The 16,989-nt window shown below is 71.1% G+C and carries 20 protein-coding genes and 1 tRNA gene; 12 read left to right on the forward strand and 9 right to left on the reverse strand.

What is annotated here, in order from left to right; translation table 11 throughout:
* The first annotated feature begins 17 nt into the window (after nt 1–17).
* Nucleotides 18–683, forward strand: a complete 666-nt coding sequence (locus HNR19_RS18230) for a TetR/AcrR family transcriptional regulator (RefSeq protein WP_179669231.1) — start codon at nt 18–20, stop codon at nt 681–683.
* Here HNR19_RS18230 and HNR19_RS18235 read toward each other — a convergent pair.
* Together HNR19_RS18235 and HNR19_RS18240 are read right to left on the reverse strand one after the other, a co-directional pair.
* Nucleotides 611–1,735, reverse strand: a complete 1,125-nt coding sequence (locus tag HNR19_RS18235) for a DNA adenine methylase (RefSeq protein WP_179669232.1) — start codon at nt 1,733–1,735, stop codon at nt 611–613. The genes HNR19_RS18230 and HNR19_RS18235 overlap by 73 nt on opposite strands.
* A gap of 192 nt (nt 1,736–1,927) precedes the next feature.
* Nucleotides 1,928–2,347, reverse strand: coding sequence for a transcriptional repressor (locus HNR19_RS18240; RefSeq protein ID WP_179669233.1), 420 nt, complete (start codon nt 2,345–2,347; stop codon nt 1,928–1,930).
* A gap of 131 nt (nt 2,348–2,478) precedes the next feature.
* On the opposite strand from HNR19_RS18240, the gene HNR19_RS18245 reads away from it, so the two are divergent.
* From HNR19_RS18245 to HNR19_RS18255, 3 genes are all read left to right on the forward strand, one after another.
* Nucleotides 2,479–3,384: a hypothetical protein gene (locus HNR19_RS18245; protein ID WP_179669234.1), complete on the forward strand. Its 906-nt coding sequence runs from the start codon at nt 2,479–2,481 to the stop codon at nt 3,382–3,384.
* A gap of 9 nt (nt 3,385–3,393) precedes the next feature.
* Complete coding sequence (locus HNR19_RS18250) at nt 3,394–4,065, forward strand: PaaI family thioesterase (protein WP_179669235.1); 672 nt, start codon at nt 3,394–3,396, stop codon at nt 4,063–4,065.
* A gap of 110 nt (nt 4,066–4,175) precedes the next feature.
* Nucleotides 4,176–4,928, forward strand: coding sequence for an SDR family NAD(P)-dependent oxidoreductase (locus tag HNR19_RS18255; protein ID WP_179669236.1), 753 nt, complete (start codon nt 4,176–4,178; stop codon nt 4,926–4,928).
* 7 nt (nt 4,929–4,935) lie between these two features.
* Here HNR19_RS18255 and HNR19_RS18260 read toward each other — a convergent pair whose 3' ends face one another.
* A complete protein-coding gene (locus tag HNR19_RS18260) occupies nt 4,936–6,417 on the reverse strand; it encodes an NAD(P)/FAD-dependent oxidoreductase (protein WP_179669237.1) in 1,482 nt (493 codons plus the stop codon).
* Between the two features lie 362 nt (nt 6,418–6,779).
* Here HNR19_RS18260 and HNR19_RS18265 point away from each other — a divergent pair, with 362 nt between their 5' ends.
* Genes HNR19_RS18265 through HNR19_RS18275 form a run of 3 tightly spaced genes read left to right on the forward strand, consistent with a single transcriptional unit; the run spans nt 6,780 to nt 8,430 of the window.
* Nucleotides 6,780–7,709: an ATP-binding protein gene (locus HNR19_RS18265; protein WP_343047268.1), complete on the forward strand. Its 930-nt coding sequence runs from the start codon at nt 6,780–6,782 to the stop codon at nt 7,707–7,709.
* Nucleotides 7,706–8,098, forward strand: a complete 393-nt coding sequence (locus HNR19_RS18270) for a CrcB family protein (protein ID WP_218910308.1) — start codon at nt 7,706–7,708, stop codon at nt 8,096–8,098. Before HNR19_RS18265 ends, HNR19_RS18270 begins: the two co-directional genes overlap by 4 nt.
* The gene (locus HNR19_RS18275; protein ID WP_179669240.1) at nt 8,095–8,430 is read left to right on the forward strand and encodes a CrcB family protein; all 336 of its coding nucleotides are present in this window, start codon (nt 8,095–8,097) and stop codon (nt 8,428–8,430) included. Before HNR19_RS18270 ends, HNR19_RS18275 begins: the two co-directional genes overlap by 4 nt.
* Before the next feature lie 84 nt (nt 8,431–8,514).
* Here the strand turns inward: HNR19_RS18275 and HNR19_RS18280 are convergent, their stop codons facing one another.
* The 3 genes from HNR19_RS18280 to HNR19_RS18290 all read right to left on the reverse strand — a co-directional run bounded on the left by HNR19_RS18280 (nt 8,515) and on the right by HNR19_RS18290 (nt 9,635).
* Nucleotides 8,515–8,871: a metallopeptidase family protein gene (locus HNR19_RS18280; protein WP_179669241.1), complete on the reverse strand. Its 357-nt coding sequence runs from the start codon at nt 8,869–8,871 to the stop codon at nt 8,515–8,517.
* A gap of 55 nt (nt 8,872–8,926) precedes the next feature.
* Nucleotides 8,927–9,003, reverse strand: a tRNA-Asp gene (locus HNR19_RS18285).
* Nucleotides 9,004–9,092: 89 nt separating this feature from the next.
* A complete protein-coding gene (locus HNR19_RS18290; RefSeq protein WP_179669242.1) occupies nt 9,093–9,635 on the reverse strand; it encodes a dihydrofolate reductase family protein in 543 nt (180 codons plus the stop codon).
* A 179-nt stretch (nt 9,636–9,814) separates the two neighbouring features.
* Between HNR19_RS18290 and HNR19_RS22395 the strand changes: the two genes are divergently transcribed.
* The 4 genes from HNR19_RS22395 (at nt 9,815) to HNR19_RS18305 (ending at nt 12,995) form a co-directional block, all read left to right on the forward strand.
* Nucleotides 9,815–10,741, forward strand: a complete 927-nt coding sequence (locus HNR19_RS22395) for an alpha/beta hydrolase fold domain-containing protein (protein WP_218910309.1) — start codon at nt 9,815–9,817, stop codon at nt 10,739–10,741.
* A 73-nt stretch (nt 10,742–10,814) separates the two neighbouring features.
* Complete coding sequence (locus HNR19_RS18295) at nt 10,815–11,801, forward strand: RNA polymerase subunit sigma-70 (RefSeq protein ID WP_218910310.1); 987 nt, start codon at nt 10,815–10,817, stop codon at nt 11,799–11,801.
* Nucleotides 11,802–11,854: 53 nt separating this feature from the next.
* A complete protein-coding gene (locus HNR19_RS18300; protein WP_179669244.1) occupies nt 11,855–12,457 on the forward strand; it encodes a dihydrofolate reductase family protein in 603 nt (200 codons plus the stop codon).
* Between the two features lie 4 nt (nt 12,458–12,461).
* The gene (locus HNR19_RS18305) at nt 12,462–12,995 is read left to right on the forward strand and encodes a GNAT family N-acetyltransferase (protein ID WP_179669245.1); all 534 of its coding nucleotides are present in this window, start codon (nt 12,462–12,464) and stop codon (nt 12,993–12,995) included.
* A gap of 12 nt (nt 12,996–13,007) precedes the next feature.
* On the opposite strand, the gene HNR19_RS18310 is transcribed toward HNR19_RS18305, so the two are convergent.
* The 3 genes from HNR19_RS18310 to HNR19_RS18320 form a co-directional block, all read right to left on the reverse strand.
* Nucleotides 13,008–13,547 (reverse strand): dihydrofolate reductase family protein, encoded by a 540-nt coding sequence (locus HNR19_RS18310; protein WP_179669246.1) that lies wholly within the window; start codon nt 13,545–13,547, stop codon nt 13,008–13,010.
* Between the two features lie 82 nt (nt 13,548–13,629).
* Complete coding sequence (locus HNR19_RS18315; RefSeq protein ID WP_179669247.1) at nt 13,630–14,235, reverse strand: maleylpyruvate isomerase N-terminal domain-containing protein; 606 nt, start codon at nt 14,233–14,235, stop codon at nt 13,630–13,632.
* Nucleotides 14,236–14,322: 87 nt separating this feature from the next.
* The gene (locus HNR19_RS18320; RefSeq protein WP_179669248.1) at nt 14,323–15,783 is read right to left on the reverse strand and encodes a DHA2 family efflux MFS transporter permease subunit; all 1,461 of its coding nucleotides are present in this window, start codon (nt 15,781–15,783) and stop codon (nt 14,323–14,325) included.
* Between the two features lie 83 nt (nt 15,784–15,866).
* Between HNR19_RS18320 and HNR19_RS18325 the strand changes: the two genes are divergently transcribed.
* The gene (locus tag HNR19_RS18325) at nt 15,867–16,877 is read left to right on the forward strand and encodes a helix-turn-helix domain-containing protein (RefSeq protein WP_179669249.1); all 1,011 of its coding nucleotides are present in this window, start codon (nt 15,867–15,869) and stop codon (nt 16,875–16,877) included.
* Nucleotides 16,878–16,989: the final 112 nt, after the last annotated feature.

Raw genomic sequence — 16,989 nt, forward strand, 5'->3', positions numbered from 1 at the left:
ACGACCGAGGGGACGCGATGACCGCGAAGCAGCCGAGACACCGGCCGCCGCTGACCAGGGACGCCGTGTTCAGGTCCGCGGTCGCCCTCGCCGACGACATCGGGGTCGCCGCGCTCAGCATGCGCAAGCTCGCCGAGCGGCTGGGCGTGGAAGCGATGTCGCTCTACCACCACGTCCCCAACAAGGAGGCGATCCTGGACGGGATGGTGGACCTGGTCTTCACCGAGGTCCACGTGCCGGCCGACGCCGAGTGGCGCGACGCGATGCGGCAGCGCGCCCGCTCCCTGCGCGAGGCGCTGCTTCGGCACCGCTGGGCGATCGGGCTGCTCGACTCGCGCACCAATCCCGGGCTCGAGACCCTGCGACACCACGATGCCGTCATCGGCTGCCTGCGGCGCGGCGGTTTCACGATCGGCGGCGCCGCGCACGCGTTCTCCGTGCTGGACGGCTACATCTACGGCTTCGTCGTGCAGGAGTCGTCGATGCCGTTCGACTCCGCGGGCGCGTCACCGGAGGCGATGGAGGAGCTCACCGCCGGCATGCGCGAGCTCGCGACGGAGCTGCCGCACCTCGCGCAGATGGTCGAGCACGCGCGGGGATCGGGCTACGCCTACGCCGACGAGTTCGAGGTCGGGCTGGACGTCGTGCTCGACGGGCTGGAGCGCCGGCGCCCGACCTGGTGAGATCCGCCCTCGACGGCGGCGACCGCCGCCGCGACCCGGTCGGTCGGCCCGGCGACGAAGACGTACTCGGTGTTGCGCAGCCGCTTCACCTCGCCGACCTTCACCCCGGCCGGGTTGTGGATGCCGATCTGCGCGCCGACGTAGCGCTTGGCGTCGAACGCGAGCAGCCGCACGTCCTCGCGGCCGGCGTCGCGCAGCATCAGGGTCATCTCGTCGGCGCTGATCCACGACTCGTCGTTGTAGGAGACGACGAGCACCTTGGCCCGCGCCCGCTCGAGCACCGACGCGAGCGCGGCGGGCATCGTGCGGCGGCTGTTGAAGACGCTCTTGGTGCCGGCGTCGCGGGCGTCGATGCGCTTGCACGCGACCCCGTAGTGCTCGGGGGCGTCCCAGCGGACGAGGGTCTCCCAGATGTGGTAGTTCGCGAAGTAGCGGTGCTGGTTGTACGGCGGATCGAGGTACATCAGGTCGGTGGGCGGCAGCGCGTCGATCGTCGCCATCACGTCGCCGAGCACCGTGGCGCCGGCGCCGGGGATCAGCTCGGGCCGCCGGAGCTCGAGGTCCTTGTGGGACCGCGGCGCCCACTGCTTGAGGTAGGCCATCTGGAGGCCAGTCGTCGAGTCCACCCGGTCGGCGGCCATCATCAGGCTGGTGAGCAGCACGGGGAACAGCGGCGACTCCCGCTGCTCCTCGAGCGCGTCGCGGATCGCGTCGACCCGGGCGCCGTTGCGCGGCTGGAAGAAGCGCGACCGCTCGCAGAACGTCTCGGTGAAGTAGCCCGGCCTTCCCGGTAGGGCGTCGAGGCGCGCGAGCTCGTCGTCCAGCTCCTGCTCGTCGACGGTGTCGGCGTCGGTCGCGACGAAGCAGTCGCTCAGCACGCCGGAGTACGTCGCCACGTCGGTCGCCGTGACGCGGAGCCCCCGCCGCTTCAGCTCCTGCGCGACCCGCGTCGTGCCCGTGAAGAGGTCGACCGCGGTCTCCGCCCCCGACCCCACAGCGAGCTCGCCCAGCACCGGCACCAGCGTGCGCTTGGAGCCGAGGTACTTGAGCATGCGCCGAGCCTAGAGCGAGCGGGAATCATCAGACCTGAGGCGCCACGGGCGCGATCCGTTACATCCGGAAAGTAAAACTTTTGAGTTCCTGCCCGAAACCGCTGACAAGTTCCGTCGGACTCGGGCAATATTCCTGTCGCAGCCCTGGTGACCCGAGACGCCAGGGCTGCTTCAATTTTTGCGCGCTGCTCGTCAGCGGGAGCAGTCGGCGCAGAGCCCGACCAGCTCGATCGTGTGGCTGACCTCGGAGAACCCGTTGTCGCGCGCGACCGACTCCGTCCACCGCTCGACGCTCGAGCCGCTGATCTCGACCGTTCGCCCGCACTCCCGGCAGACGAGGTGGTGGTGGTGCGACGCGCTGCAGCGGCGGTACGCCGCCTCGCCTCCCGGCGCCTGGAGCACGTCCACCTCACCTGCGTCGGCCATCGCCTGGAGCGTGCGGTAGACCGTCGCCAGGCCGACCTTCTCCCCCGCGTGCCTGAGGGCGTCGTGGATGTCCTGGGCGCTCTGGAACTCCTCCGCCCCCGCGAGGGCGTCGGTGATCGCCCGCCGCTGGCGCGTCGGCCGCAGCGGAGCCCGCTGGCCGGCCCCGGGGACACCCTCGTCGGTCACGCTCACTCCTCCATCAGCAATTGAGACTCACTCTCAAATGTATCCGGCCGCGGGCGGGCAACCCCAACATGACCACGGCGGGCCCGCGGGCGGCGTACATTTCGGGCCTGGGAGGAAGGGAGGCTCCGGTCATGGGGAGTGACATGGAGTTCGGGCCCGACACGGAGAGCATCCGCCGTTGGCTCGAGAAGCGACAGACCTACAAGGGCGACGGCGGCAAGCACCGCGGCGACGAGGCGAGCCAGGAAGCGGTCTTCGTGACCGCGTCCGCGCCCCGACGCGCCGCCGGCCCGGACACCCGGGCGGCCGGGCGGTCGGTGCTCGAGGCGATCGGCGCCGACGTGCCTCCGCCCGCGACGCGGCACGAGCCCGGCGGCCACGACGCCGGGCGATCCGTGCTCGAGGCCCTCGGCACGATCAGCCCCCGGCCCGCGTCCGAGCCGGCGCCCCAGCCGGCCACGGAGGAGCGGGCCGAGGCAGCGCTCGCCACGACGCCCGCGGCCGCCGTACCCGCGACCGAGGTGCCACCCGCCACCTCCAGCGGCCGGTCGACGGACGTGACGTTCGCGCCCCGCCACGGCATCCGCCGGGCGATGAGCTTCGCGCTCTTCGGTGTGCTGCTGGCCGCAGCGGCGGCCGGGCTCTACGCGTACCGCGACCCCTCGTTCGCGACGTACGGCGTCGCCGCCACCTGCGGCGTGCTCGTGCTCGCCGTCTGGGCCGTGCGCGCCGGCGCCACGGCGACCCACGTGCGGATCCACCGCGGCCAGCTCGAGATCCAGCGCGGGGGCACGCTCGAGGTCGCCGACCTGTCCAACCCCTACACCCCGGTCGCGGTGATCGGGGTGCCCGGCCGTCGCGGCTGGCTGGTGCTGGTCGAGCGACCGGGCCGCCCGGTGCTGGAGGTCGACGCGTCGCTCGTCGACCCGGGCCGGTTCATGGACTCGCTGCTGCGGCTGCGGCCGGACGTGCGTGACTGGGCACGCGCCAACCGCCCCGAGCTCCTCGAGTCCATGGAGTCCTGGAACGTGTTCTAGTCTGGGCCCATGGCCCAGTTCGAGATCGACGAAGCGAGCGACGAGGAGGTCGCGCGGCAGTCCGCCCTCTACGGGCCGTTCACCGACGCGGTCCGCGGGCTGGTCGACGCGACGATCCGCACCCTGGTCGACGACGACGAGGTCCGGGCCGCGCAGGCGGAGATCGAGGCGATCACCGAGCGGCTGCGCCGCCGACAGCTCGAGGGCTCCTTCGGCGTGCTCTACCACCCGGAGCGGCGCGGGCGGCCGTGGGGCAACGCGGTGATCGGGCTGCGCAACCCGGTCGCGCCGCCGCTCACCATCGAGATCGACACGTCCGGACGGTCCTGGTCGGACTTCCACCTCGGCGCCGCCTACGAGGGCCCGCCGGGGCTGGTGCACGGCGGCGTGGTGTCGCTGGTCCTCGACCAGATGCTGGGCCAGGCCGCAGGCGCCGGCGGCCGCCCGGGCATGACCGGCACGCTCACGATCGTCTACCGCCAGGGCACGCCTCTGGGCGACCTGAAGGCGGAGGCCTGGATCGATCGCGCCGAGGGCATCAAGACGTGGGCGAAGGGCCACATCATCGGGCCCGACGGCGTCACGGCCGAGGCGGAGGGCGTGTTCATCCTCCCGAAGTGGGCCCGCGAGCGGATCGCGAGCGAGGAGATCGTCGCTCCGACGCCCAAGTACTTCGAGTAGCCGTACTTCGAGTACCCGCCCCGACCTGTCGCGAGGGCACTAGGGTGACGCCCGCTGCGTCGTACCCCTTGCCCCCGAGTCCGACGGCGCCGCAGACAGGAGTACGACGCATGAGCGAGCCCGTGTCCATCGCCCCCCGCACCGTGGTGATCACCGGCGGGAGCCGCGGCCTGGGCGCCGGTCTGGTGCAGTCCTACCTCGACTCGGGCGACCGTGTCGCGACCTGTGCGCGCAGCCGGACGCCCGAGGTCGACCGGTGGGAGAGCGACCCGGAGACCAAGGACCGGTTCCTCTTCGCCGAGGTCGACCTGAGCGACCGGCCGACGACGACGGCGTTCATCGAGCAGGTCATCGAGACCTGGGACAGCATCGAGGTGCTGGTCAACAACGCCGGCGTCGCGCGCGACGGCATCCTGGCGATGGCCGACGACGACGACATCGACCTCGTGATCGACCTCAACATCAAGGGCACGCTGCACGTGACCAAGCTGGTCTCGCGCCGGATGCTCGCGCGGCGCAAGGGCCACATCGTCAACATCTCCTCGATCGTCGGCCTCTCCGGCTACCGCGGGCTCGCGGTCTACAGCGCGACCAAGGTCGCGCTCGACGGCATGACCCGCGCGCTGTCGCGGGAGCTGGGCTCGCGCGGCATCATCGTGAACTCGATCGCTCCCGGCTATCTGCGCACGGAGATGTCGCACGGCCTCGACGAGGGCCAGATGGGCCAGATCGTGCGGCGTACGCCGGCCGGCCGGCTCGGTGAGCCGGCCGACATCGCGCGCGTGTGCCAGTTCCTCACCGACCCGGCCAACGACTACATGACCGGGCAGGTGCTGGTGGTCGACGGGGGCCTGACCGCCTGAGCGCGGATCAGACCTTGACGCCGCGCTCGTTGGCGTCGGAGAGCCGGGCCTCCTCGGCGGCCTGCGCCTCGAGCTCGGCGCGCCGGCGGCGCTCGGCCTCGGCGTCGTACTCGCCGGGGTTCGAGACCAGGTCGGTCGCGCCCCGCTGGAGCCGCTGGAGCGCGACCCGGGCGAAGATCTGCTGCTCGGTCGACGTGCGCTCCGAGCGGCCCTTGCCGATGAACGAGACGAACCAGTGCAGCACCGCGGTGACACGGTTCTTGAAGCCGGTGATGTAGAAGAGGTGCACGGCGAGCCACATCAGCCACGCGATGAAGCCGGTGAGCCGGAGCTTGCCGACCATCGCGACCGCGCGGAAGCGACTGACGATGGCCATCGAGCCCTTGTCGAAGTACTTGAACGGCGCCTGCGGGGCCTTGCCCTTGAGCCGGCCGTCGATCTCCTTGGCGGCGTACTTCGCGCCCTGGATGGCGACCTGGGCGACACCCGGGAGGTTGTCGAGCGCGATCATGTCGCCGACCACGAACACCTCGGGGTGGCCCGGGAGGGTGAGGTCGGGGTTGACAGCGATCCGGCCGGCGCGGTCGAGCGGCGCGCCGGTCTGCTCCGAGAGGGTCTTGCCGAGCGGGCTGGCCTGGACGCCGGCGGCCCACACCTTGGTGACGGCGGCGATGTTCTCCTCGGTGCCGTCCTTGTACTTGACGGTGAGGCCGCGCTCGTCGACGCCGGTGACCATGGCGCCGACCTTGACCTCGACGCCCATCTCCTCGAGCTCCTTGTGCGCCCAGCCGCCGAGCTTCTGGCCGAACGGTGGCAGCACCTGGGGCGCGGCGTCGACCAGGATCACCCGGGCCTGCTTGGAGCTGATCGCGCGGAAGTCGCGGGTCAGCGTGCGGTGGGCGAGCTCGGCGATCTGTCCGGCCATCTCGACACCGGTCGGGCCGGCGCCGACGACGACGAACGTGAGCAGGTGGTCGACGTTGTCGCCGCGCTTGGCGCCGATCTCGGCCATCTCGAACGCGCCGAAGATGCGGCCGCGCAGCTCGAGCGCGTCGTCGATGCTCTTCATGCCGGGGGCGAACTCGGCGAAGTGGTCGTTGCCGAAGTAGGACTGGCCGGCGCCGGCCGCCACGATCAGCGAGTCGTACGGCGTGACGAGCTCGCGGCCGAGCACCTGCGAGGTGACGGTGCGGGCCTCGAGGTCGATGGCGGTGACCTCGCCGAGGAGGACCTGGGCGTTCTTCTGGCCGGCCAGGACCTCACGGGTCGGCGGCGCGATCTCGCCCTCGGAGAGGATGCCGGTCGCCACCTGGTAGAGCAGCGGCTGGAAGAGGTGGTGGGTCGTCTTCGCGACCATGGTGACGTCGACGTCGGAGCGTCGGAGCGCCTTGGTGCCGAACAGGCCGCCGAACCCGGAGCCGATCACGACCACCCTGTGCCGGCCCGAACCCGGGACCGCGGTGGTGTCGGTGGTCTCGCTGGCTGCCATGAGTGCCCTCCTTGTGAGCGACTTGCGGCGGGATCGATGCCTGCGACGTCATTGTCCCTGCACCTTTCATTGTCCCTGAAGGCCGAGCGCGACCCCCAATCCAGGTGGGCGTCTCGTCGGTCACATCGCGCCGCCGCGGCGGGCGACACGCCCTAGGGATGGACGGTGTGCGAGCACCGTCCTTCGAAGGGCAGAATCTGGGTGCGCCTCTCGGGTTTGGCCGCTTCGCGGCGCGGGTAGTGAACGCAGGATCACTACCCAAACTCCCCTCAGACAACAGACTCGGGCATCGGAACCAGTGGAGGTGCATCTCCAAGGTGCCGCACCGGAAGCCCCTACCTCTGGGCACCGGACCTGGCAGCGTGCAGGAAGCACGCCGCTGGGTCGTTGACGCCTGCCGGCGCATCGACAGGGCCGACCTGTCCGAGTGCGCCGAGCTCGGCGTCTCCGAGCTGGTCACCAACGCGATCCTCCACGGCGAGCCCCCGATCCGGCTCCAGCTCCGCGGCACCCCCGAGCACCCGCGGATCGAGGTCTACGATCGGTCGACCGTCGCCCCGCAGCCGAGCTCCCCGGCCGGGGGCATCGACATGGACGCCTTCGACCTCGACGCGTTCGACTCGGGCGCCGTCGACCAGATCGACATCACCGGGCTGACGGCGTTTGGCCGCGGCCTCGACATCGTCGCGCGGGCGTCGGTGGCGTGGGGCGCCGAGATCGAGGACGACGGCAAGGCGGTCTGGTTCGAGCCGGCGACCGAGCTCGCCGACGACCGCGGCGCTCCCTACCAGGTCACCCAGACCACGACCCCGCCCATCGAGACCAAGACCCGCATCGGCGAGGTCGCGATCCAGGTCAACGGCGTGCCGGTCGACTACTTCGGCCGCTTCCAACGGCACTTCCGCGACCTGCGCCGCGAGATCCGGCTGCTCGCGCTCGCCCACGAGGATGACTACCCGCTGGCGCGCGAGTTCGCCGAGGCCTTCGACGCGCTCGAGCGGCCGCTGCGCGCCAACATGGGCCGCGAGCAGGTCGACGCCGCGCGCACCGGCGGCCACACCACGGTGGACCTGCGCCTGCGGATGAGCCCCCACGTCGCGCTCCAGATCGGCGGCCTCGTCGACCTCCTCGACGCCGCCGACGACTTCAGCCGCGCCGAGCGGCTGCTGACCGCTCCCCGCACGCCCGAGCAGCGGGCGTTCCAGATCTGGTTCCTGGGCGAGTTCCGGCGCCAGGCCCGCGGCGCCTCGCCCGTGGCGTGGTCCGACGGCGCCCCTACGATCACGACGTGACCCCCGCCCCGCGCCTGCTGCTCGCGGTGGCCGCGGGAGGCGCGATCGGGGCCGTGCTCCGCTGGGGTGCGGGCGAGGTGGCCGCCGACGGCTCCGGCTTCCCGTGGACGACGTTCACGGTCAACGTCGTCGGCTGCGCACTGCTCGCCGGCCTCGAGCTGCTCCCCCTCGCGCGCCGGTCGGAGGCGTGGGCGGCGGCGCTCGGGCCGGGTGTGCTCGGCGGGTTCACGACGTTCTCGGCCACGTCGGAGCAGAGTCGGGCCCTCCTCGCCGACGGCCGTACGGCGCTCGCCGCGGCCTACGTCGTGGGCACGCTCGCCGCGTGCCTGGTCGCGGTCGTCGCCGTGGGCCGGCTCGCCCCGCCGCTGCCCGCCGAGGACGAGTTGTGACCGCGCTCTGGGTGGCGCTCGGCGCCGCCGTCGGCGCACCGCTGCGGTACTACCTCGGCCGCCGGTGGGAGCGCCCGCTGCACGCCGGGACGCTCGCCGCCAACACCCTCGCCTCGCTGCTGCTCGGGCTGTGCGTCGGTTGGTCGGTCGACGGGCAGGCGCTGGCGTTCCTCGGCGCCGGCTTCTGCGGCGGGCTGTCGACCTACTCGTCGCTCGCGGTGCAGACGCGCGACCTCGGCATGAGACGCGGCGCGGCGTACGCCCTGGCGACGGTGGTCCTCGGGCTGGCCGCGTGCGCGCTCGGCTTCTGGGCGGCGACGCACCTGACGTAATGGTCGTCCTGGCGCCCGATTTCGAACCAGAACGTCAGGTACGTCGGGCCCTCGGGCCGCCGGGCCCTCGGTGCGTACGGCGGATCAGGCGTAGCCGAGCTCGTGCAGGCGGGCGTCGTCGATGCCGAAGTGGTGAGCGACCTCGTGGACCACGGTGATCCGGATCTCCTCGACCAGGTCGGCCTCGTCCTCGCACATGTCGAGCAGCGGGCCCCGGAAGATGAAGATCCGGTCGGGCAGCTGCTGGATGACCGAGCTGTCCCGCTCGGTGAGGGCGACACCGTCGTACAGGCCGAGCAGGTCGTCGGGTTCCCCCTCGGGCGGCTCCTCCTCGACGAGCACCACCACGTTGCGCACCAGCGTGGCGATCTCGTCCGGGATCTCGTCGAGCGCCTGGTCGACGAGCGCGTCGAACTTTTCGGGGCTCATCTCGACGGGCACCCGCCCATTCTGCCCGGGAAACGCAAGACGCCCGGACCTGGTGGTCCGGGCGTGCTGGCGACCCCGACGGGACTCGAACCCGCGGCCTCCGCCGTGACAGGGCGGCGCGCTAACCAACTGCGCTACGGGGCCTTGCGGCTCCATCACTGGAGCGGTGGAACTCTAACCCATCGTGCCTCGCCGGTCCCAATCGGCAGGGAACCGGGCGGTCGCCGGTCGACCTACGCTCCAACCCGGCCGACCCGATAGCTGGCCACCACCACTCCCGAGGTGCGCGGCACCACGCCGGAGAGCGTCAGGCCGAGGGGTGGTGACTCCAGGCGAGGCGCCGACCCGCCCAGGACGACGGGGTGGATCGACAGCATCATCTCGTCGACCAGGCCGGCCTCCAGGAGGGTCCGGGCGAGCCGGCCGTAGCCGTAGGTCGTCAGGTCTCCGTCACCGTCGTCCTTGAGTCGAGCCACCTCCGCGACCGGATCGCCGCGGACGATGGTCGTGCTCGACCAGAGCGGCTCCCGCAACGTCGAGGAGAAGACGTACTTGGGTATCGCCGCCATCCGCTGGGCGAACGGCCCCGAGTCGTTGCGCCAGCGGGCAGCCAGGTCCGCATACGTGGTGCGGCCCATCAGCATCGCGTCCGACCGCTCGAGCTGGGCCAATGCGTCCTTCCCGCTCTCCTCGGTGAAGTAGGGCATGGCCCAGGGGCCAGGATCTGCCACCACACCGTCGAGCGAGATGAGGACGGACTGGAAGATGTTTCGCATGAGGGCCTCCGACCCGGTCGGACGTTCGTGTCGAGGATCTGACCCGTCCGCGGGCGGGAACGAATCGCCCGCGGCGCACCACGCTCCCTTCTGGCGCAACCAGCGGTCTGTAGCGGCAGGCCGGAGCAAGGGTTCCGGAGTCCGGCCGGCAGAGATCCCGTCTTCGAAGGAGAACCGCAGTGCCCAGCTGGCAGTCCGAGGCCGTCGCCACCATGTATCGCGCGTGGACGGAAGAACTGAACAACCCGGATCCCTCTCGACAGGAGCCGCGAGAGACCAACGACCACTGGGGTGACCTGACCGCGGAGCCACGCGAGGTGGACTACCTCGAGCGGGAGATCGACGGCGCGGCCGTGCTGTGGGTGGAGCCCCGTAACGCCAGGAAGGACGACGTGCTGCTCTACATCCACGGCGGCGGGTTCGTCGGAGGTTCGCTCTACACGCATCGCAAGCTGGTCGGCCACCTGGCCAAGACGGCCGGGATCCGCGCGCTCCTGGTCTCCTACCCGCACACCCCGGAGCACCAGCACCCGGCCCAGCTCACGGCGACCTCGGCGGCGTACGAGTGGCTCCTGGACGGCGGTGTCGAGGCACAGCACGTCGTGTTCGGCGCGGACTCCGCCGCGGCGACGCTCGCCCTGGCGACAGCGCTCCGAGCCCGGGACGACCGGCGTGCGATGCCCGCTGCGATCTACCTGATCTCGCCGTGGGTCGACATGACCGTGTCGAACGCCAGCTACGAGCTCAACGCCGGCCGCGACGCGTACTTCTACCAGGACGTCGTGAAGGGGCTGGCGGCGATGTACCTGGGCAGCACGGATCCCCGTGATCCCCTGGCCAGCCCCGCCTTCGCGGACCTGGCCGGGCTCCCACCGACGTACATCCAGGTCGGCGGCGACGAGACGTTGCTCGACGACGCCCGGAACCTCGCGCTGCGGGCGGAGCAGGCCGGCGTTCAGGTGGCGCTCGATGTCTTCCCGGGCCAGCAGCACACGTTCCAGATGGCCGCCGGGCGTGCTCCCGAGGCCGACGACGCGATCCGCCGGTTCGCGGCGTGGGTCGAACCGCTCCTCCCGGCGGCTCCTGGGATCGAAATTCCACGCTGAGCGATTCCTTTCGACGCTCCCGGCGGTCTCCATACCAAGCGGGCCAGGCCCGGTACGTCGACGAAGGAGCAGCGTGAGCGGATACGCGGCGGATGAGACGCCTGAGGGACTCCTCGACACCGAGTTCCACGCCCTTCGCGGGGCACTCCTGCGGCACTGCTACCAGATGACGGGGTCCTTCCACGATGCGGAGGACCTCGTCCAGGAGACCTACCTGCGCGCACGGCGCGGGATCAGCCAGTTCGAGCAGCGGTCGTCCCTGAAGACCTGGCTCTACCGGATCGCGACCAACACCTGCCTGAACGCTCTCGGCGGCAAGCAGCGACGCGTGCTTCCCGCAGGTCTCGGCGCGCCGACCGACGACCCGGACGCGGCTCCCGTGCTCGAGCTCGGGACGAGCTGGCTGCAGCCGCTGCCCGACGACGCGACCCGACCGAGCGCGGCAACCGACCCGCTGGAGATCGTGGTCCACCGCGAGTCGGTCAACCTGGCGCTGGTGGCGGCCCTCCAGCACCTGCCGCCCCGACAGCGGGCGGTCTTCCTCCTCCGACAGGTGCTCGCCTGGCCCGCGGACGAGGTCGCCCGATCGCTGGACATCACCGTCCCGGCCGTCAAGAGCCTCCTGCAGCGGGCTCGTCGCAGGATCGAGGCGGCGGCGCCGACCGAAGCGACGGTCGACCCGGCGATCGTGGAGACCGAGCTGCTCGGGCAGTACGTCCTGGCCTTCGAGAAGTCCGACATCGACGAGATCCGCCGGCTGGCGCACGAGGACTTCAGCATCGAGTGCCCCCCTTCGCGGACCTGGTTCCAGGGCATCGCCACGTGCCTGCCCTATCTCGAGCGACACGTCCTCGGCGCACCGGGCGACTGGCGCCTGTTCCCCACGCGGGTCAACGGGCAACCCGCTGCGGTCTCCTACCTCCGCGACGAGAAGGGGCGGTACCGCGCGTCCGGCTTCTGCGTCCTCACCATCTCCGACCGGCGGATCCGGAGGGCCACGGTGTTCAAGGACCCGTGGTTGGTCACCGCCGCCGGCCATCCGTCCGTGCTGGACCTGTGACCAACTCGTCGACCCGCCCGCTCCACCCAGCAACCCCAACCGAACGGAACGTGATGACCGATCTCGTCCTGCAGATGCAGACCTCCATCGACGGCTACGTGGACAGCTCCCTGGGAGTTCCGTGGGGCCTGTGGGACTGGGGCCCTGACTCGCCCTGGTCCGCAGACCTCATGAGCAGGTTCAACGAGCTCGTGACGGACGCAGACGCGATCCTGCTCAGCCGGCCCATGGCGGACGGCTACGCGGACCACTGGCAAGGCATCGCCGAGGAGCGTGCAGGTGACCCCGACTTCGCCTTCGCACGCCACGTCACCGACGTGCCGAAGCTCGTGGTGACCAGCGAGAGCTATCAGCACGGTCGCTCGGACCACACCGTCATCACCGGGCCGCTGGTCGACGGCGTCCGGCAGGCCCTGGAGCGGGTGGACGGCAAGGTCATCTGCTTCGGCGGTGCCTCGTTCGCCTCCGCCCTGCTCCGGGCCGGGCTGGTCGACGAGCTCCAGCTGTTCGTCAACCCCGGTCTGGCCGGCGAAGGAGCCAGGATCTTCGACCGGGCGCTCGCGGGCGCCAGGTGGGACCTCCTCGACTCGCGGGCCTACGAGTGCGGGATCGCCGTCCTCAGGTGGCACGTGACTGGTCCTTCGCAGAGAGGATGAGGACATGGAACCGTCCGAGCGACGCATCAGAGTGCTCCAGGCTTCGGAGATCGACATGGTCGAGCCTCTGTGGCTCGCTCTCGACCGGCAACACCGGTCGATCGGTCCGAGCTGGGCCACCTGGTGGGAGCCCGCCACCACCTGGAAGATCCGTCGCGAGCGCTACCGGCAGTGGCTGGCGGAGCCCGACGCCTTCGCGCTCGGAGCGTTCGAGGGCGACGACCTGGTCGGTTACCTGGTCGCGCACTTCCTGCCGGGCCCCGACGACTCCTGGACGACCGGCGACCGCATCGGGGACGTCGAGTCGTTGGCCGTCGCCCCGCACCGACGCGGGGCGGGGATCGGGAGCGCCCTGTTGACGGCGGCGCGGGAGCGCATGCTCGAGCTCGGGGTTCGCGACCTGTGGATCGGGGTCGTCCACGGCAACGCCGACGCACTCCGGTTCTACGAGCGGCACGGCCTGCGTCCGCTCATGGTGACCGTGGCGTCCGTGCCCGGCGCCGGAGGGGCCGAGGGCGGCGACCCGCGTCGCGGATGACGCTGTCGCCGCTCAGTCCCACTGCGGCGTGTAGGTGAGGCCGACGACGCCGGACTCGAACGTGCGGCTCGACGACAGGACCAGGTCGCGGCCCAGGCTCTCCTGGACCATCGAGGACCCCGAACCGCGCAACGTGGGGACGACGAGGAACTCGAGCGTCCCCACGAAGCCGTTGTGGATCAGCCGGGCCGCGAGGGAGCCGTAGCCGTACATGACGTAGGAGCCCTGCTCCCGCCCGAGGAGGCCCATCGCCACCTCGAAGGCGTCCCCGCGCACCAGCTCGGCGTTCTGCCAGCCCACCTCGCTGAGGGAGCTCGAGACCACGAGCTTCCTCATCGTGTTGACCCGGTCTGCGTGGGGCCCCGGGATGTGGGGGAACCGCTCGGCGAAGTACTGGTAGGTCCCCCGTCCCATGACCATCGCGTCCGCCTGCCCGAGCAGGCCGGTGGCGTGGGCAACGAGGTCGTCGCTGAACCAGTCGCCGATCCAGGCCACCGGATCACGCTGGACGCCGTCGACGGTCACGAACGCCGACACCGTGATCGTTCCCATTCCTCGCTCCGTTCCTTGCTTTCCGGGTACGGAGTAAGAGACCGATGTGCGGGCGCGAAGGAATCGCGAGTCCCGCGCCGCGTCAGGCCCGCCTGTTGCCGCCCCGGCTCCAACGGTCCGGCGACCGTCCGACGGCGGCGAGGATCCGGTCGCTGGGGGAGGCGCCGTCGGGCACCGGGACGGGCGGCGCGAACTGGGATCCCCTCGCCTCGGTGTCGAGCACCGCCGGAAGGACGCGTCCGAGGTTCCGCGCGAGAGGCGCAGGAAGAGGGAGCGGCGTACCTGCGCCCGCCAGGAGGTCCCAGCTGTGCACCGATGCCTCGAGCGAGGCGACGATCAGCACCAACCCTCTGTCCAGGTCGACGCCGTCGATCGAGACGGATGGACGCCTCCCCCGTCGCGCAGCGGCAAGCAGGTCACGCGCGACGCCACCGAGCCGTTGCTCGAACTCGGAGAGGTCGTCCCAGTGCGCGAGCCACGCCGGCGGCGGTGGGGTGATCCCGAAGTTCAGCGAGGTGGTGACGACGTGGAGCGACTCCAGCAGGTGCCGGGCCAGCTCCGCGACGTTCCACGACGCGCACGGCGTCGGCCGGTGCGACGCGTCGGGCGCAAGGAGCGCGGAGGCGCGGGTCGCGAAGCGCAGGGACGGCGCCAGCACCCTGTCGATCAGCGCGTCCGAGCCTTCCATCCCGTTCGACCTCCCGGTCCCGAGCCCTCGCGACGAGCTCCATCCCTAAGGACCGGACGCGGGCGCACGAGGAATCGCCGCGGCGCATCACGAAGCCGAGGTCCCGGCGCTCGCCCCTTCCCGCTCGTCCCGCGGCGTCCGTCGGGTCGCCAACGCGATCACGAACGCGACGAGGACGAAGACCGCACACGTCCAGAAGGACGCCCGATAGCCCTCGGTCAGGGCGCCCGCGCTCTCGCCGGCGCCCTTCGTCGCCAGCGCCACCGTCGACGTGATGGCGATGCCGAGCGCCGCCCCCACCTGGAACACGGCATTCGTGACGCCGGAGGCGAGGCCGGCTTCCTCCGGCTTGGCGCCGCTCAGCGCAGCGACCGACCCGGCCACGTGGGTGGTGCCGATACCGGAGCCGAAGACGACCAGCCCGATGAACAGGTCGTCCCAGTAGTTGCCGTCGGGAGAGACGAACGCGAGTACGACGAGCCCGGTGCCCATCAGGGTCGACCCGACGAGCGCGATGCGCCTGAATCCGGCTGTCGTGATCAGGCGCCCGGCGACGTTGGAGCCGATCAGCGACATCGCAGCGTAGATGGCGGTGCTGAGCCCGAACGCGACAGCGGAGTAGCCCAGGACGTCCTGCGCGTAGAGGGAGAGCGTCATGGCGCCGCCGTACACCGCCATGCCCACCAGCAGCACGATCACGTTGCCGCTGACGAACGTCGCAGAGCGGAAGATCCGAAGGGGCACCAACGGCGCCGGGGAGCGCTGCTCGACGAGCACGAACCCGACCATCAGGATCGCGGCGCCGACGAGCAGAGCCAGCGTCTGCCCGCTCGCCCACCCCGCCGAAGGCGCCTCGATGATCGCGTACACCAGCGCTCCCACCGCACCCGTGACAAGAGCGGCTCCGGGAGCGTCGAACCGGCTCCTTCCGACCACCCGCGCCGTCTCACGCAGGACCTTCGGCCCGAGCACCAGGACGATCAGACCGAGCGGCACGTTGATGTAGAAGACCCACGGCCAACCCAGCCCGTCGGTGATCGGGCCACCGATCAGCAAGGCCGCCGTGGCACCGAAGGCACCGATCCCCGTCCAGATCCCCAGCGCCTTGTTGCGCTCGGCGCCCTCGGGGAACGTCGCCATGAGCACGGTCATCGCGGTCGGCGTCATGATCGCCGCCGCCGCGCCCTGGACGAGCCGCGCCGCGATGAGCGCGGCGCCCGTGGGTGCGAGCGCGCACGCCACGGAAGCGGCCATGAACAGCGCCGTCCCCACCATGAACATCCGGCGACCGCCGAGGTGGTCAGCGGTGCGACCTCCCAGGAGCAACAGGCCGCCGAAGCTGAGCATGTAGGCGCTCATGACCCACGTCGACTCGGTGGCCGACATCCCGAGGTCCGACCGCATCTCGGGGAGAGCCAGGATCACGATCTGGGAGTCGACGATGACCATGAAGAACGCCACGCACAGGAGCGCGAGCGCCTTCCAACGCCGCGGGTCAAGGACAGGGCGGGCGACGGGCGCCGCGGGCTCGAGGGCATCACTTGTCATGACACGGAAGCGTCGCCGCCGGCGCGCCCTCCCGACAGTGGCAGGATTGCCTATGAGCGAACGGATCGTGCCAGACTGGGGTGATGGCCGTCGGGACCGTCGCAGCAGTCGTGGTCGAGTCGTCGAACATCCACCCGTGGGACATGTTCGAGTTCGGCATCGTCAACGCGGTCTTCGGGATCCCCGCCCCGGAGCTCGTCGATCCCTGGTACGACCTGCGGTGGTGCTCGATCGACGTCCCACGCCCGGACAACGGCTTCGGCCTGACGACGCCGTACGGGTTGGACGACATCGCGGGGGCGGACACCGTGATCGTGCCGTCGGTTCCCGAGAGCTGGCTGACCCGGACGGACGACCCGGCGCCCGAGCTGACGGCGGCCCTCCGTGAGGCACACGGGCGCGGTGCGCGCATGGTCTCCCTCTGCACCGGCGTGTTCGCCCTCGCTGCCGCGGGCCTGCTGGACGGGAAGAGGGCGACTGGCCACTGGTGGCACACCGACGACCTGAAGCGCCGCTTCCCGCAGGTCGAGGTCGACCCCACCGTCCTCTACGTCGACGAGGGCGACGTCCTCACGAGTGCGGGACTGACGGCCGGCATGGACCTGTGCCTGCACCTCGTCCGATCCGACCTCGGCCCGCTCGCGGCGAACCACCTGGCCCGGCGACTCGTCACCCCAGCGCACCGGACCGGGGGGCAGGCGCAGTTCGTCGATCTCTCCGTGCCGCGCTCCGACGACGCGAGCATCGAACCCGTGCTGCAATGGGCGCGCGAGAACCTCTCCGAGCCCATCACTGTCGACTCGCTCGCCCAGCGCGCGCACCTGAGCCCGCGCACGCTGTTCAGAAGGGTTCAGCAGGCAACCGGGATGGCGCCGATGCAATGGCTCCTGAACCAGCGGATCGCCTTCGCGCAGCTGTTGCTGGAGACGACGTACCTGTCCGTCGAGCGCATCGCCGATCGCAGCGGGATGGGGACCGGGGCCAACCTCCGGCGCCACTTCCAGCAGGTCGTCGGAGTCACGCCCACGGACTATCGACGCGCGTTCCCGTGCCCGGGCGCGGCGGAGGTCGACGCGATGCCGAGCGCCGGGTGACCACGCGCTCGCTCGACGCCGCGGCAACTGAACCTGGCGCGCAACCGCTGTCGCGCAACCAATAGTTGCATCTGCCCTCCTTGTCCACTAGGGTCAACGCAACCATTCGTTG

It is taken from the genome of Nocardioides thalensis (assembly GCF_013410655.1).
Classification (GTDB): domain Bacteria; phylum Actinomycetota; class Actinomycetes; order Propionibacteriales; family Nocardioidaceae; genus Nocardioides; species Nocardioides thalensis.

Bases quoted from the DNA above. Each gene is read 5' to 3' on its own strand.
- HNR19_RS18230 (WP_179669231.1), top strand. From the start codon at position 18: ATGACCGCGAAGCAGCCGAGACACCGGCCGCCGCTGACCAGGGACGCC.
- HNR19_RS18235 (WP_179669232.1), bottom strand. From the start codon at position 1,735: ATGCTCAAGTACCTCGGCTCCAAGCGCACGCTGGTGCCGGTGCTGGGC.
- HNR19_RS18245 (WP_179669234.1), top strand. From the start codon at position 2,479: ATGGGGAGTGACATGGAGTTCGGGCCCGACACGGAGAGCATCCGCCGT.
- HNR19_RS18250 (WP_179669235.1), top strand. From the start codon at position 3,394: ATGGCCCAGTTCGAGATCGACGAAGCGAGCGACGAGGAGGTCGCGCGG.
- HNR19_RS18255 (WP_179669236.1), top strand. From the start codon at position 4,176: ATGAGCGAGCCCGTGTCCATCGCCCCCCGCACCGTGGTGATCACCGGC.
- HNR19_RS18260 (WP_179669237.1), bottom strand. From the start codon at position 6,417: ATGGCAGCCAGCGAGACCACCGACACCACCGCGGTCCCGGGTTCGGGC.
- HNR19_RS18290 (WP_179669242.1), bottom strand. From the start codon at position 9,635: ATGCGAAACATCTTCCAGTCCGTCCTCATCTCGCTCGACGGTGTGGTG.
- HNR19_RS18300 (WP_179669244.1), top strand. From the start codon at position 11,855: ATGACCGATCTCGTCCTGCAGATGCAGACCTCCATCGACGGCTACGTG.
- HNR19_RS18305 (WP_179669245.1), top strand. From the start codon at position 12,462: ATGGAACCGTCCGAGCGACGCATCAGAGTGCTCCAGGCTTCGGAGATC.
- HNR19_RS18310 (WP_179669246.1), bottom strand. From the start codon at position 13,547: ATGGGAACGATCACGGTGTCGGCGTTCGTGACCGTCGACGGCGTCCAG.
- HNR19_RS18315 (WP_179669247.1), bottom strand. From the start codon at position 14,235: ATGGAAGGCTCGGACGCGCTGATCGACAGGGTGCTGGCGCCGTCCCTG.
- HNR19_RS18320 (WP_179669248.1), bottom strand. From the start codon at position 15,783: ATGACAAGTGATGCCCTCGAGCCCGCGGCGCCCGTCGCCCGCCCTGTC.
- HNR19_RS18325 (WP_179669249.1), top strand. From the start codon at position 15,867: ATGGCCGTCGGGACCGTCGCAGCAGTCGTGGTCGAGTCGTCGAACATC.